At 35.0% G+C, this 15,035-nt stretch carries 12 protein-coding genes; 1 reads left to right on the forward strand and 11 read right to left on the reverse strand.

Going from position 1 to position 15,035, the window contains the following annotated elements; genetic code table 11:
• Positions 1-10: 10 nt before the first annotated feature.
• The 9 genes from DWV06_RS13700 to DWV06_RS13740 all read right to left on the reverse strand — a co-directional run bounded on the left by DWV06_RS13700 (position 11) and on the right by DWV06_RS13740 (position 9,229).
• Complete coding sequence (locus DWV06_RS13700) at positions 11-1,279, reverse strand: DNA polymerase Y family protein (RefSeq protein ID WP_115482757.1); 1,269 nt, start codon at positions 1,277-1,279, stop codon at positions 11-13.
• Positions 1,280-1,339: 60 nt separating this feature from the next.
• The gene (locus tag DWV06_RS13705; RefSeq protein WP_115482758.1) at positions 1,340-1,933 is read right to left on the reverse strand and encodes an SOS response-associated peptidase; all 594 of its coding nucleotides are present in this window, start codon (positions 1,931-1,933) and stop codon (positions 1,340-1,342) included.
• Positions 1,934-1,947: 14 nt separating this feature from the next.
• Complete coding sequence (locus DWV06_RS13710) at positions 1,948-2,868, reverse strand: sugar phosphate isomerase/epimerase family protein (RefSeq protein WP_115482759.1); 921 nt, start codon at positions 2,866-2,868, stop codon at positions 1,948-1,950.
• Positions 2,869-2,885: 17 nt separating this feature from the next.
• Positions 2,886-3,737, reverse strand: a complete 852-nt coding sequence (locus DWV06_RS13715) for an AraC family transcriptional regulator (RefSeq protein ID WP_115482760.1) — start codon at positions 3,735-3,737, stop codon at positions 2,886-2,888.
• A 64-nt stretch (positions 3,738-3,801) separates the two neighbouring features.
• A complete protein-coding gene (locus DWV06_RS13720) occupies positions 3,802-4,968 on the reverse strand; it encodes a Gfo/Idh/MocA family protein (RefSeq protein ID WP_115482761.1) in 1,167 nt (388 codons plus the stop codon).
• A gap of 285 nt (positions 4,969-5,253) precedes the next feature.
• Positions 5,254-6,270, reverse strand: coding sequence for a 5-dehydro-2-deoxygluconokinase (gene iolC, locus DWV06_RS13725; protein ID WP_115482762.1), 1,017 nt, complete (start codon positions 6,268-6,270; stop codon positions 5,254-5,256).
• Entirely contained in the window at positions 6,267-7,112 is an 846-nt protein-coding gene (locus DWV06_RS13730; protein WP_235828970.1) for a class II fructose-bisphosphate aldolase, read from the reverse strand. The genes iolC and DWV06_RS13730 overlap by 4 nt, the downstream gene beginning before the upstream one ends.
• Positions 7,113-7,307: 195 nt before the next feature.
• Positions 7,308-8,213, reverse strand: coding sequence for a sugar phosphate isomerase/epimerase family protein (locus DWV06_RS13735; protein WP_115482763.1), 906 nt, complete (start codon positions 8,211-8,213; stop codon positions 7,308-7,310).
• Positions 8,214-8,377: 164 nt separating this feature from the next.
• The gene (locus DWV06_RS13740) at positions 8,378-9,229 is read right to left on the reverse strand and encodes an aldo/keto reductase (protein WP_115482764.1); all 852 of its coding nucleotides are present in this window, start codon (positions 9,227-9,229) and stop codon (positions 8,378-8,380) included.
• A gap of 219 nt (positions 9,230-9,448) precedes the next feature.
• Here DWV06_RS13740 and DWV06_RS13745 point away from each other — a divergent pair, with 219 nt between their 5' ends.
• A complete protein-coding gene (locus DWV06_RS13745; protein ID WP_115482765.1) occupies positions 9,449-10,222 on the forward strand; it encodes a DeoR/GlpR family DNA-binding transcription regulator in 774 nt (257 codons plus the stop codon).
• A gap of 39 nt (positions 10,223-10,261) precedes the next feature.
• Here the strand turns inward: DWV06_RS13745 and DWV06_RS13750 are convergent, their stop codons facing one another.
• Complete coding sequence (locus DWV06_RS13750; protein WP_115482766.1) at positions 10,262-12,511, reverse strand: DNA gyrase/topoisomerase IV subunit A; 2,250 nt, start codon at positions 12,509-12,511, stop codon at positions 10,262-10,264.
• Between the two features lie 23 nt (positions 12,512-12,534).
• Positions 12,535-14,457: a DNA gyrase/topoisomerase IV subunit B gene (locus DWV06_RS13755; protein WP_115482767.1), complete on the reverse strand. Its 1,923-nt coding sequence runs from the start codon at positions 14,455-14,457 to the stop codon at positions 12,535-12,537.
• Positions 14,458-15,035: the final 578 nt, after the last annotated feature.

Below are 15,035 nucleotides of genomic sequence, written 5' to 3' on the forward strand. Positions count from 1 at the left end.
ACGTTCCTTTCTATTCAATTTTTAGCTTCGTATAATCTACACTACGCTTTTCACGGCTGATACCGCCTGACATATGATCAATTGATTTCGATAATGCAAATGACGCTCTCTTAACAGAATCAATCCCAAACCGATTTCTTATGTTGTCTATTGTTGAATCAACACTTTCCCACTTCTGATAATCCGTATGATCAAACATATTAAATTGACGAACCGCATCTAATTCCCGAATGCGGCTTGTATGAATGCCTAAATGCCTGATTGCTGTCCCGTCCCAAAGTTCATCAAAAAGTTCACAGGAAATTTTGTGGATTTCATTTGTTATATTCGTCGCAGATATCAGTACCCTTTGATGGGAAGTGTAATGCAGATTGCAATCTTTGATCCCTATACTGACTACTTCTGCTTTCACTGAATTTCGCCTTAATCGGGAACAGACAGTCTCCGCCAATGCAAGGAGAACCATCTTGGCTGTCGATGCATCTGTCACATCAAAACTGATTGTAGTGCTATTTCCATAGCCTTTATTCGGAATTGTTTCTGATTGTACAACAGAAAAATCAATTCCATTTGCAAATGCCCAGATAATCTCTCCGTGCTTCTTCAAATTTGCCTTTAAAATCTCTACATTCGTATTCGCCAGTTCTCCAATTGTTTTAATGCCCATTAATAATAATTTCTGCGTCGTTGCCCTTCCACAAAAAAACAGATCCGATACAGGCAGGTGCCACATTTTCTCTCTTATCTCATCAGGATATAAAGTATGCACGCAGTTAGGTTTTTTAAAATCTGAAGCCATCTTAGCTAATATTTTGTTGGAAGAAATACCGATATTTACAGTGAAGCCAAGTTCATTATAAATTCTGTCTTTCATTTCATGCGCCACCTTTACAGGCTCACCAAAAAGACTTTGTGTGCCGGTCATATCAAGAAACGATTCGTCAATGGAGTATTGTTCTACATCCGGGGAATATTCTCTTAAAATATCCATAAATGCTTTCGAACATTTTTCATAAAGCCCATAATTTGGTGGAACAATCAATAGATTTCGATATTTCTGCTTCGCCTCCGGGATACTTTGGCCGGTATGAATTCCATACTTTTTTGCCGGAATAGATTTGGCAAGTATAATACCGTGACGCATAGACATATCCCCACCTACGGCCGAGGGTATCTCACGCAGGTCTAAGGTACCTCCCAAAACCTTGAGACGATAAACCGCTTCCCAAGATAGGAAAGCGGAGTTCACATCGATATGAAATATAGTTTTTTCAAACATTTGTTCCCACCTCTCTGTTACTAATTTTAACAGAACATATGTTTGTTTTCAAGAGGGAATTTATTGTATAAATGGAAGCGACTGTTGATGATAATCTGAGACATTCTGTAACTGTACCGGAATTTTATGAAGAAGAAACTCTATACTTTCCTTATTGTAAATCCAATTTTCCAACTCATTATTTTCTAATACCAAAGGCATACGATCGTGCACATCCTTTACCGAAGGATTCGCTGAAGTGGTTATAATAACAAAACGATTCTTATCTTCATAACTATTCCATATTCCAGCCAAAAACATAATGTTTTTATCTTCTCTTTCATAAGTCACTTTATTTTTTGCCCGGTCCCATTCATAGAATCCTTTGACTGGTATGACGCATCTTCTGTTTTTTGTACTTTCTTGAAACATCCGCTTTTGTAAAACACTCTCAGAACGGGCATTAAATATAACTCCTTTTTTTTGAAAATGAGGGAAGCCCCAAGTCATTTCCTGCATAACCATTTGTTTATTATCTGACAAAATTGTAGGTGCTGTATCACATGGATAAACATCTCTTGCTTTTTCTGGCCGATTCAATCGATTCTCAATTCGATTTACTATTTTTTCAATTTCACGCGTTGTTTCATCATCTATATAATAACGGCCACACATAATTACACCTCCTTTTAAAAACCAATACTGTTTAAAAATTTCCTGCTTTCCATTACCGCTTCCAAACTCCCTGCAACATCTCTTGGATCTCTTTCCTGCTCAATGGTAATATGACCTTCATAATCAATCTCTTTTATCACCTTATTAATTTCCTCATAATCTAAGACACCTTTTCCAATCGGACACATTACTCCTTTTGCACATGCATCAAAAAACCGGATTCTTTCCTTCATGACTTCTTGATATATTGAGAAATCGATATCTTTAAAATGGATATAATCTAATTTGTCCATATATTTCTTTAAAAATTCAACTGGATCCATTTTGGAATAATACAAATGTCCTGTATCTAAACATAATCCTGCAATCTCATAAGGAATATCCTGTACCAATTGTTCAATTTCGTCTTGAAACTCAATATAACCACCTGCATGAGGATGAATAACAGCTCTGACACCATATTCTTTGGCTATCTTCGCTAATATTACAATATGCTCCATCATTCCATCCCATTGCTGCCTAGATAACCTGGGTGCTCTATCCGGATGTCCGGATTCATAATCTCTTTCCTCATGTCCCCAGTCTATAATGACTAAATATGGAGTAGGAAAATGTTGCTTTTCTTTTCTGTCACTCAGAGGAAGTTTCGTAATGAGGGCACAGATATCATGAGCTGCTTTTTTCAAATTATCTATATTTTCTTCTGATACTAAATCATCGAAAATGGTACCTGCAGTCATTGTAAGGTTATTTTTAATTAATTCTTCACTTACTACTTTTTCATCTAGTGGAAGATATCCATAGGGTCCTAGTTCTATTCCCTTGTATCCCGCCTCTCCTGCTTCTCTTAAAACTAGTTTCCAATCCGGTAAATAAGGGTTCTTTGGGTCATCCACTCCCCAACAGCAAGGTGCTCCTGAAATTTTTACATTCATACTATTTTTCCTTTCGTCTATTCTTTATTCTTCTTCCAATACTTACGATATTTTGCCGGAGACATCCCGACCACTTTTGAAAATACAGTATTAAAATGGTTGGAATTATTATATCCAACAGTAATTGCAATTTGAGTAATTCCTTTTTCTGTATGAATTAATAAAGATTGTGCCTCACCAATCCTTCGCCTGGTAACATATTGCATAGGGGATATTCCCTGATATTCTTTAAATATATGCCCCAAATAATAAGGACTGATTTTTAATGCAGCAGCAATCTGGTGCAAATTCATATCTTCCATATAATGAATATCAAGATAAGTTTTTATTCGATTTCCTATGTCCTGCTGCACTTTGGACACTTCCCCTCCCAGCGTATCGGCCATTTCATAAATCTTAAGTACAAGAACACTGGCGATATGATTTCCAATTTCATTTATATTATCCTGCTGATTTTGAACAGCCTCACACAATAAACGAAACAAAAATTCTATAGTTTCTTTTTGTTCCCCACTAGGAATCACTGTTTCTTTTCCTTTGGGAATTAAATGATTGAGAGGAAGATTTCTAATCTTTAAATTTTTAATCGCACAATAATATACCTGCATTCCTACAGAAGATGCGGAACTTTCATCGTGTAATACCCCGCTGTTATATACCAGAATATCTCCTTCTTTGGTTGCATAACTTTTTCCATCAATAATATGAGTACCATTTCCTTTTTTAATATAAATAATCTCTATTTGCTCACTATGCATATGCATGACCCGGGGCATTCTTGTATAACTGCCCCCTGCTTCATAGGCGGTCAATAGTTGAATATCCTGCTCTAAATATTTTTCATATCTGGTTTTAAAATTTGTACTCATACTATATTCCTTTCTACTACAAATTATTTTAAAAGGATATCACATTTTAAGAAGATAGTACATCTCAATACTCTACCCATTTAGAGTCATTATCCGCGGATTCTACACATTTCTCAACCCATTTGACTCCTTGATATCCTGCTTCCACATCCGGATACCAGAAATCTTTTCTTTCTATATTCTTGCCAGAATCAATCCTATCCATAGCCATTGCAAATCTTAAATACAAGTTTGTCCAGGCTTCAAAGAGCCCTTCCGGATGTCCACAGCTGATTCTGTCTTCTTCTCTAGCTTCTTCATACAAATAACCGCCGCCTCTTTCTAGAATTTGAACAGGTTTGCCTTCTACTTCATACGTCAATTGGTTAGGTCTTTCATCCCACCATTCTAAAGATGCTTTAGATCCTATAATACGTATCTTTTGTCCGTGTACAGAACCGCAATTCATAGCGCTTGACCAAACATTTGCTACCGCTCCATTTTCATATTCCATGATCGTAATCGCATTATCCTCTAACTGACGATCTTTCACAAAACTTTGTCTTGAACACATCAAGCGCTTTATTTTTAATTCCGGACAAATTGCCTCGGACAGGAATAATGGATGGGTACCTACATCTCCCATAGCAAAACTTGGACCGGCAAAATTAGGATCCAGACGCCATTTTGCTGCGGGATTCTCTTGTTCGATCGGAAATGCATAACTGCCAAAGGCAAATTGCATATTGATTACTCTAATTTCTCCAAGATCACCATTCGCAACCATGGACCTTGCCTGCTGAATCAATTGATGCCCTGCATAACCATAAGTAATCCCTACTACGCGGTTGTTTTTCTCTGAAAGTTCTTTTAAAACAGCTGCTTCTTTCGTAGAAAAACACATTGGTTTTTCACAAACAACATGTAATTTAGCTTCAAGGGCCGCTTTGCAGATTTCAAAATGAGTTCCATTTGGAGTCGCTATCGAAACGGCCTCTATACCATCGCTCCTTTTTGCTTCTTCCTTAAACATTGTCTTATAATCAGGATAACACCGTTCCTCATCTAATCCAAGTCCGACTCCAAACTCTTTTCCTCTTAACGGATCGATATCAAACGCTCCCGCGACCAATTGAAATGTATTGTCTCTTAATGCGGAAGAACGATGAATATATCCAATCTGACTGCCTCTTCCTCCCCCAACCATAGCCCAACGTATTGTATGATTTAACTTTAATTCGCCATTAATCATTATCCTCATATCCTTTCTAATCTTTTTGATCTTGTTATTGCTTTAATCGTTAATCTTTTATGAGTTTATTATAAGATTTTATTTAAAACATATCATTCATCATCTTGTTATTTTAAAAACATTCTTTCTAGATTTTTATAGATACAAAAGAAATATCAGGAAACGAAACTTTCTATTCTTGCTAATTCCTCTCCGAGAAGTATTGATAGGTGCTTCTATAAATATAAAAGGCTGACCCCATTATTGAAGTCAACCTTTTCATTGATCTATGTCTGTAGCCCAAAATTAAGCTCTTGCAACCATATCACCATATTTTTCTTTACTTTCTCTAATAAATTCTTTTACTGCTTCTGCAGACGGCATATCTGCACTACATCCATGACTTGCAATCAGCATCGCTGCCTGAGCACTGCCCATTTCAAGACATTCAATGATTTCATATCCCTCTAGCAAACCATAAAGGAAGGAAGATGCATATCCATCTCCACCACCGAATCCTTTCAATGCTTTTACCGGGAATGGTTTAATGGAATAATCATTTCCATCATAAGTATAAGCTGTTGAGCCTTCTTTACCATGTTTGATAACTACGATTCTTGAACCTTGGTCACACCAGTATTTTGCAGTCGTATGATCATCTCTGCCCGGATCAAGTAACGCTTCAGTAATATCAAATTCTTCTCTTGAACCAATAATAATATCGCTTTGATGAGCTACAATGGAATAGTAAATAGCCATATCATCACGACTTGCCCAATTATATTCGCGATAATCTATATCAAAAATTACTTTTGTATTATTTTTTTTCGCAAATTGTAATGCTTTTAACGTAGCTTCTCTTGAAGGACTCATAGCTAGAGCTGTACCTGAAATTAATAAAGCTTTTGAGTTTTTAATATATTCTTCATCAATATCTGCTACTGATAATTGTAAATCTGCTGCCTGATTACGATACATGAGAATACTACTTTCAGTTGGGCTTAAAATTTCTGTAAAGGTAAGACCTAATTTTTCACCATGTTCACATTTTGAAATTCTACTCGTATCAATTCCTTCTTTTTCAAAATATTCTACGACAAATCTTCCAAATTGATCATCAGAAACTTTTCCAAGAAATCCGCACTTCTTTCCTAATCTAGCCATCCCAACTGCAATATTAGCCGGTGAACCACCAACATATTTTCTGAAGGTTTCACTTTCTACTAATGATTTATAATAATCTAATGGATTAAAATCAATAGTAACACGTCCCAATAGTATAATGTCCATTTCCCTTGATTGATCAAATTCTATATATTTCATCCTAGTTTCACCTCATTATTGAAAATCAAAATACAATTCTTTACATTTTCATACACACCCTTGATCATATCTTCATTTAATGTAAAGTAACTGTGTTTTCCTTCAGTTGCTAAATATTCTTTTGCTTTATTTGTCAAAGCTTCAAAACTTGCGGTCGCAATATTAATTTTGCGAATACCCAAATCTATTCCTTTTCTGAAATCTTGAGCCGATATACCACTTCCACCATGCAAGACCAATGGAATATTCACGTTATTCTCTATTTTCTGCAGGACTTCAAAATTAAGCTTGGGCTCTGAAGTATAATTGCCATGTGCATTACCAATTGCCACAGCTAATGCATCAATTCCGGTTTCTTCTGCAAATTTCTTAGCTTCTGTAGGATCTGTATATTTAATCTTGTGATCCTCACTACCATCTTCACTTCCACCAACTACACCTAATTCTGCCTCAGCTGTCGCACCATATTTACGAGCCAGATCCACAGCTTCTTTTGTTCTTCGTATATTTTCTTCCAGTGGATAATGGGAACCATCAAACATAACCGATGTAAACCCTAAATCAAGCGCTTTTTGTAATGTTTCCATGGTCAAACCATGATCCAGATGAACTGCTACTTTAACCTTAGCCTCTTTCGCCGCCTGTACCATCATTGGCCCCATACAACCAAGCGGGGAATGTTTTAAACGGACTTCTGCAATTTGTAAAATTATAGGTGTATTCAATTCTTCTGCTGCTTTTACAGCACCTAACACCATTTCCATGTTCCCTACGCTGAATGCTCCTACCGCACGATTTTCCATTTTCGCTTGTTCCAAAAGGTCTTTCATTGGACACAACATGGTATCGCCCCCTTTCACAACTTATATTAACTTTATATCATTTAAAATGATTATATTTTGGTTATACTTTATCACTTTTTGATTAATTTGTCAATATAATCTGCGTACATGACCTTTATTTTACAAAAAAATGAGGCGTTCCATCATTCTTCTTTTATTGAAAAAGACAGATTACCTCATTACATTTATAATATATTATTTCCCAAGAAGTTCCCTTTCTATACGCTCACGAGTTTCCGGTGCCTGCTTATTCATTTTTTCCGGGAATCCAAATAAAGATACACAAGAAATTGATTCACCACCAACTTTAAATGTTTTATTAGCAAAATTCATTTCACGAAGTGTTTCAAAAATTCCGTCAAAATCAACATCTCCTTCACCTAATCCCAAATGTTGGTGAATAACAGCATCTGATTTTCCTCTTGCATTTAAAAATGGAGGATTTAAGATATAACGACAATCTAATTCTTGGTTAAATGTGTCCGCAAACAATACATGGCTCAATGAATCCCCTGCATATTTTAACATTGATCTCACATCTCCTTTGCCCTGATCATAGAAAAATCCATGAGGAGAAGAATATACATAGGTTAAGTTATCAGAACGGAAGGATTTTACCATATCTACGGTTTCATTATTTAATTCGCAGAAATCATAGGGATGAGATTGTATTTCAACACGAATTCCTTCTTTTTCAAATAGTGGAAGTAATTCTTCCATAGAACGGAACCACATCCCATTACATATTTCCGCCTGATTTGGATCTCCTGATAATTCAGTATTAATAACTTGTACTCCCATGTTAACAGCAATTTCTACGATTTTCTTCCAGTTTGCTACTGCATGTTGTCTTTGTACTTCTGTAGGGCCAGACCAGCGATAAACAACAATAAAAGAAGAAATTTCTACTCCTGTCTCTGCTAAAGCTTTGCGGTATTCTGTTTCAACTTCTTTCGAAAAAAGTGGATGTTTGTAGAATGGATTAATTTGAGGATGTGGAGATTGCTCAATATATTTATATCCCCAATCTGCAACTTGATGTACCATATCATTGATATTCATCTGTTTTGCCAAAACGTCTACGTCAAATGCAATTTTCATAATTTTTACCTCCGAAAAATAACTAATATTTTGCCTATTACGTTTTAATCCTAACATCTGAAACAAATAAATTCAACTAAATTCTTGTTAATTTTTACTTTTTGTATCCGTGCACGCTTTTTCACTTTTGTTAAATTTGACTCGTATGCATTTTCCCTAGAAACTCAATAGACCAAGTGATCCGGATCAAAACCAGACCAGCCACAATCCGTTAGTTCATCTATCAATTTCATATCTTCCGGAGAAATCGAAAACTCAAAAATCTTGCTATTTTCAATCATTCTACTCGGAGTCACTGTTTTGGGTATTGGAAGATGTCCTTTTTGTAAATTCCATCGTAAACATACCTGTGCAACTGTCCTATTATATTTCGATGCAAGATCTTTTAACTCCTTCAATTCAAATAGTTTGCCCGTAGAAAGAGGACTCCATGCTTCAACCAACATATTTTTTTCTTTGGCATAAGAGACTGCATTTTCTTGCAGCATTCCCGGATGTATTTCCAATTGATCAACCATGGGTTGAATTTTAGCTGACTCCATTAAATTTTCTAAATGATGGGGCAAAAAATTACTGACTCCTATTGCTCTGATTTTCCCTGCCTCATACAATTCTTCAAAAGCTTTCCATGTTGCCTGATTGAGTTCTTTCCATTGTTCTTTAGGAAACTCTTTTCCAATTGGCCAATGAATTAGATATAGATCTAGATAATCCAGCCCCAATTCATTAAGAGTTCTCTGAAAAGCTTCATGAGTCGATTCATAACCTTGATGAGGATTCCAAAGCTTACTCGTTATAAACAATTGTTCTCTTGGAACTCCACATTCTTGGATTGCCTGCCCAACCCCTGCTTCATTTCCATAAGATGTAGCAGTATCAATATGTCGATAGCCAATTTTTATTGCTTCTTTGACTGCCGGAACCACTTGTTCGAAAGGTACTTTCCAAGTTCCCAATCCTAAACATGGAATTTCAACACCGTTGTTTAAAGTGTAGCAATCTTGTAAAGATTTCATCTAATTATTCTCCTTTTCGTTATAATTCGCATTTACTTTCTTAATATCATTTGTGCTATTCTAACATATTCTGTTTGAGCATACAATATTGTCAAAATAAATATACCCATTTTTATAAGGAGATACTCAATAACTTACTAGCAGTTGTTAAATTGTACTTTATTTTTCTTAAAAGTTGTTTTATAATATAAGTTAAGCTTTATTGGAAAGGGGAAATTTATGCGTGCAAAAAGAATAGATTTAATAGAACAATATATTTATGAATGCAAATCTGTGTCCTTAGATAAATTATGTGAAAAATTTAAGGTATCAAAAAACACGATACGACGAGACATTAATTACTTAACAGAAAAAGGTGTAATAAAAAAAGTATATGGCGGCGTTACGATTAATGAGTCTTCAAACATCAGCGATTTAGTTTCTTTTGAGGCCAGACATCTAACGAATATGGATGAAAAAAATAGAATTGCAAAATTAGCTGCAGATTATGTCAATGATGGGGATACTATTTTCATAGATTCCGGTACAACTCCCCTAAATATGATCGATCAGTTAAAGGATAAAAAAAATCTCACTATTATCACGTATAGTGTTCAGATTGTAATTAAAGCAATTCAATATCCTGAAATAACAGTAATTTCTTTACCCGGAGTTTTGAAACGTCCTACTTATTCCTTTATAGGTTCGGGAAGTTATGAATACCTGCAGACATTCAATATTAATAAAGCTTTTATGTCTTGTACCGGTCTATCAATAGAAAATGGTATATGTAATGCTTCTGCAGAAGAGTTTGACATTAAAAAAACTGCTGTTAGTAAGAGTCAAACAATTATCTTACTTGCAGATCATTCTAAGTTCAACAAAGTTGCACTGATGACATTCTGTGATATGGATAAAATTCATTGTATTATTACAGATAAAACACCATCCGCTAATTTTATTGAATTTTTTGAAAATAATGGAATTGAACTCCAAGTAATTGATAAAAATTAGGACCAAGCTTTAAAAGCTTGAGTCCTATTACAAAAACTTTTATCGTTTCACTCCTTTGGTATCTCGATTTCCAATACGAAGCCGATTGAGTGCCACTTTTTGTTCCTTATATTCAACGACTTTTTCTTCATTTTCTTCTAAGATATATATATCCTGCACTTCATCCTCTTTCGCTAATTTTATTCCTCTTACTCCAACTGCTCCTTTTTTCTTCTCTGGAATATCTCCTGCCAAAAACCTTAAAAACATCCCTTTCTTAGTCTTAAAAACAATTGTTTCTTTCCCTTTTAATACTTTTACACAAAGAAGTTCATCTCCCGGTTGTAATTTAGTTGCCAAAACGCTTCGTTTTGAAACATCAAATTCTGATCCCTGCACCAACTTGACCATACCTGTCCGTGTTCCAAAAACAACTCTGGTCGGGAATAACGTATATTGCTGAAGCAGACTTGCTAAACTATATATACCGCAGATCGATTCCTCGCTGGAATTGAAATTGCTCACATTATCAATTGGTTTTCCTTTATCCCTGAACTTTCCAAACGGGATATCTATTACTTTTACAGAATGTAGCTGACCGGTGTTCGTAAAGATACATATCTTATCTGTATTTTTACATAGGAATACATATTTATTCTCGCTTTCTATCGCTTCTTTATTTCTTTCATAGGTTGTTTTATCTACCGTTTTCGTATATCCAAAACGATCCATCATAAAAACAACTTCCATTTCTTCTAATTTATTTTCTTCAAATACCGCTTCTTCTGCATTTTCTATCGCTGTTTTTCTTTCTTTTGCATATTCTTTTTTTAGACGATCCAACTCTTTTATTATGACTTTTGCCATGACATTTTTATTACTTAATATATCTTCATATAAGCTTATATTTTTTAAAGTTGTCTCGTGTTCTTTCATTAATGCTTGTACTTCTAATCCTATTAATTTGTACAATCTCATTTCCAGAATTGCGGATGCCTGTCTTTCTGTAAAAGCCAGCATAGAAGCCTGTTTCTTTGACTCTTCTGATTTGAATTTTATACTTTCTGTTGTCCCATGAATCAAGCACTCTTTTGCATCCTTTATATTTTTGCTTCCTCTAAGGATTTCAATAATTAAATCTATGACATCACACGCTTTTATCAAACCTTCCTGAACTTCTTTCTTTTCTAATTCTTTTGTTAGAAGATTTTTATATTTACGCGTATTTACCTCGTATTGAAATGTTACATGATGATGAATCACATCCTTCATTCCCATTGTTTCCGGTTTTCCATTCACAACAGCCAATATATTTACGCCAAATGTGTCTTCTAACCTGGTCTTCTTATATAACATATTACAAAGATTTTTTATATCCGCGCCTTTTCTTAATTCTAAAACGATACGGATGCCTTCCTTCGACGACTGGTTAGAAATATCGATAATATCATTTGTCTTTTTGGTCTCGACCAGGGTATAAACATCATTTAAGAATTTTCCAATATTAGCTCCGATCATGGTATATGGTATCTCGGTTATTACAAGCTGCTCTTTGCCACCTTTTAACTTCTCAACTTCAACTTTACCACGAAGGCGTATTTTCCCTAATCCTGTCTCATAAATACTGAATAAATCATCTTTATTGATTACGATTCCACCCGTAGGAAAATCAGGTCCTTTCACGTATTCCATTAATTCTTTTGTTGAAATATGGGGATTTTTCATATAAGCCTTTACCCCATCGATTACTTCTCCAAAGTTATGAGGTGGAATACTGGTAGCCATACCAACTGCGATTCCCTCTGCTCCATTGATTAATAAATTTGGGATTTTTGATGGTAAAACTACCGGTTCTTTTTCAGTTGCGTCGAAATTAGGTACAAAATCGATTACATCTTTATCCAAATCAGCCAAATACGCTTCTTGTGTCACTTTTTCCAATCTTGCTTCTGTATAACGCATTGCTGCTGCCCCGTCCCCTTCAATGGAACCAAAATTTCCATGTCCATCTACTAACGGCAGACCTTTTTTAAACTCTTGGGCCATGACTACGAGTGATTCATAAATGGATGCATCGCCGTGAGGATGATATTTACCCATGGTATCCCCTACAATACGTGCGCATTTTCTATATGGTCTATCGTAACGTATTCCTAATTCGTGCATATCATATAGAGTTCTTCTTTGCACTGGCTTCAATCCATCTCTTACATCCGGAAGAGCTCTTGCTACAATTACGCTCATCGCATAATCGATATATGATTTTTGCATTAACTCAGAATACTCGGTTCTAATGATTTGTTCTTCCATAAATCTCTTTTTCCCTTTCCTTCTTAAATATCTAATTCTGCATCTTGTGCATGTTCATAAATAAATGCTCTTCTCGGAGGTACTTCCGTTCCCATTAACATCTCTGTTACATCTGATGCCATTCTTGCATCTTCTATTTCAACAAGCTGTAACATCCTAGTCTCCGGATTCAATGTAGTGTCCCATAACTGTTGTGCATCCATTTCTCCTAAGCCTTTATACCTCTGCAAAGTAAAGGGGCCCTTATGGGTCTTTCTGTATTTTTCCAATTCTTTATCGTCATATAAATAAACTTCTTTCCCCTTCGAAGGCATTGCTTTATATAAAGGAGGCATGGCCAAATATACATGTCCTTCATAAATTAATTCTGGCATAAAACGATAAAATAACGTAAGCAATAAGGTTGAAATATGTGCTCCATCTACATCAGCATCTGCCATAATAATAATCTTATTATAACGAAGCTTGGTTATATCAAAATCGTTTCCATATCCTTCTGAAAAACCACATCCAAACGCATTTATCATTGTTTTAATCTCTGCATTGGCAAGTACTTTATCGATAGTTGCTTTCTCTACATTTAAAATTTTACCTCTTATAGGTAAAATGGCCTGATAATTTCTATCTCTTGCTGTTTTTGCAGAACCACCTGCAGAATCACCTTCTACGATAAAAATCTCACAATTTTGGGCATCTCTGCTTTCACAGTTTGCAAGTTTTCCATTGGAATCAAAAGAAAATTTTTGTTTGACCAATAAATTTGTCTTAGCCTTTTCTTCTGTTTTACGAATTTTAGCTGCTTTTTCAGCACAACCAATAATATTTTTTAATGTTTCTAAATTACGATCAAAATAGAGCTGGATTTCTTCTCCTACAATTTTACTTGTAATTCTTGCTGCATCCTGGTTGTCCAATTTTGTCTTGGTCTGCCCTTCAAATCTTGGCGCAGGATGTTTAATAGAAACCACTGCTGTCATTCCATTACGTACATCTGCACCGGTAAAATTGGAATCTTTTCCTTTTAAAATCCCAAGTTCTCTGGCATATTGATTTATGATCTGGGTAAATATAGCTTTGAAACCGGTTAAATGAGTCCCACCTTCAGCGTTATAAATATTATTACAGAAGCCTAATACATTTTCATGAAATTCATTGGTATACTGAAATGCTGCCTCTACCGTAATGCCTTCACTTTCCCCTTTTAAATAAATGGTATCATGTATTTTTTCCTTTTTCTTATTTAAATCCTTAATGAAACCAATAATTCCATCTTCTTCATGAAATTCAATATGTTCAATTTCTTCTTTTCTGCGATCTTCAAAAATAATGGTTAAAGAAGGGTTAAGATAAGCCGTCTCATGAAGTCTGCTTTTTACATCCTCAGCTTTAAATTTAGTCTTTTCAAAAATTAACGGATCTGGTAAAAAATTGATTTTCGTGCCAGTACTCTTTGTTTTACCTAACGTCGGCAGTAAACCATTTTCTAATTCTACTACCGGCTTTCCTCTTTCATATCTATCATGATGAATGAGACCATCTCTACATATTTCAATATCAAGATAAGTAGAGAGTGCATTTACAACTGAAGAACCAACCCCATGAAGACCACCACTGGTCTTATATACTGAATCATCAAATTTTCCACCTGCATGCAGAGTTGTAAATACAAGTCTTTCAGCTGAAATCCCTTTCTTGTGCATTCCAACAGGAATACCTCGTCCATTATCTGAAATGGTTGCAGAACCATCTGCCTCTAAAGTTACAAATATTTTGTCACAAAAACCTGCCAGATGCTCATCGACTGAATTATCTACAATTTCGTAAATTAAATGATTTAAACCTTTCGTGGTGACGCTCCCGATATACATCCCCGGTCTTTTCCGGACTGCTTCTAATCCCTCTAAGACCGAAATACTATCTGCATCATACTTGACTTTTTTTGTCATCTCTTACTACCCTTTCCCAATTGTATCTATTATATTATTGGTTATTATACCACAACATATTGTGGTTTTCAAAGTTCATTATAATAAAACTAGCAGAGTGCTTCTTTGAAACACTCTGCCTCCTATTCACATATTTTTTCTTAATTCCACAATTCCTATAAACCTAATAACCCTTAATAACTAAGTATCAATACTCCTTACCCCATCTTTGATACTTTTTAATAACCCTTAAAAATTATTTCTATTAAATTAAAAATCTGTATATGTTCTCTCCTTTCTTGTCTCGATATTCCGTCTACTCCACACACATATTTTTAAACCGAAATATATAATTCCTCAAACCTAAACTATCTCCTCCTTTCCACCTCAATTTTAATGTAGCTACACACAATCTGCTTTCTGTTAATTCAAACATTTTTCGTGCACCCCTGCCACAAAAAACTATTTTTCACTCCATATGGAAATTAAACATCAGCAAATTCACTATCAGTATAGCACCAATTTTTTTATACAAACTATTTTTGATGCGAACCGCATAAAAATGTTATAAACTGTTAAAAATCATACAGTTTTCGACT

Origin of the sequence: Anaerosacchariphilus polymeriproducens (genome assembly GCF_003363435.1) — a bacterium.
In the GTDB taxonomy this organism is placed as follows: Bacteria; Bacillota; Clostridia; order Lachnospirales; family Lachnospiraceae; genus Anaerosacchariphilus; species Anaerosacchariphilus polymeriproducens.

Excerpts from the sequence above, each read along its gene's own strand:
- DWV06_RS13745 (WP_115482765.1), top strand. The coding sequence starts at position 9,449 with ATGCGTGCAAAAAGAATAGATTTAATAGAACAATATATTTATGAATGC.
- DWV06_RS13720 (WP_115482761.1), bottom strand. The coding sequence starts at position 4,968 with ATGATTAATGGCGAATTAAAGTTAAATCATACAATACGTTGGGCTATG.
- DWV06_RS13740 (WP_115482764.1), bottom strand. The coding sequence starts at position 9,229 with ATGAAATCTTTACAAGATTGCTACACTTTAAACAACGGTGTTGAAATT.
- DWV06_RS13700 (WP_115482757.1), bottom strand. The coding sequence starts at position 1,279 with ATGTTTGAAAAAACTATATTTCATATCGATGTGAACTCCGCTTTCCTA.
- DWV06_RS13750 (WP_115482766.1), bottom strand. The coding sequence starts at position 12,511 with ATGGAAGAACAAATCATTAGAACCGAGTATTCTGAGTTAATGCAAAAA.
- DWV06_RS13730 (WP_235828970.1), bottom strand. The coding sequence starts at position 7,112 with ATGTTGTGTCCAATGAAAGACCTTTTGGAACAAGCGAAAATGGAAAAT.
- DWV06_RS13715 (WP_115482760.1), bottom strand. The coding sequence starts at position 3,737 with ATGAGTACAAATTTTAAAACCAGATATGAAAAATATTTAGAGCAGGAT.
- iolC (WP_115482762.1), bottom strand. The coding sequence starts at position 6,270 with ATGAAATATATAGAATTTGATCAATCAAGGGAAATGGACATTATACTA.
- DWV06_RS13705 (WP_115482758.1), bottom strand. The coding sequence starts at position 1,933 with ATGTGTGGCCGTTATTATATAGATGATGAAACAACGCGTGAAATTGAA.
- DWV06_RS13735 (WP_115482763.1), bottom strand. The coding sequence starts at position 8,213 with ATGAAAATTGCATTTGACGTAGACGTTTTGGCAAAACAGATGAATATC.
- DWV06_RS13755 (WP_115482767.1), bottom strand. The coding sequence starts at position 14,457 with ATGACAAAAAAAGTCAAGTATGATGCAGATAGTATTTCGGTCTTAGAG.
- DWV06_RS13710 (WP_115482759.1), bottom strand. The coding sequence starts at position 2,868 with ATGAATGTAAAAATTTCAGGAGCACCTTGCTGTTGGGGAGTGGATGAC.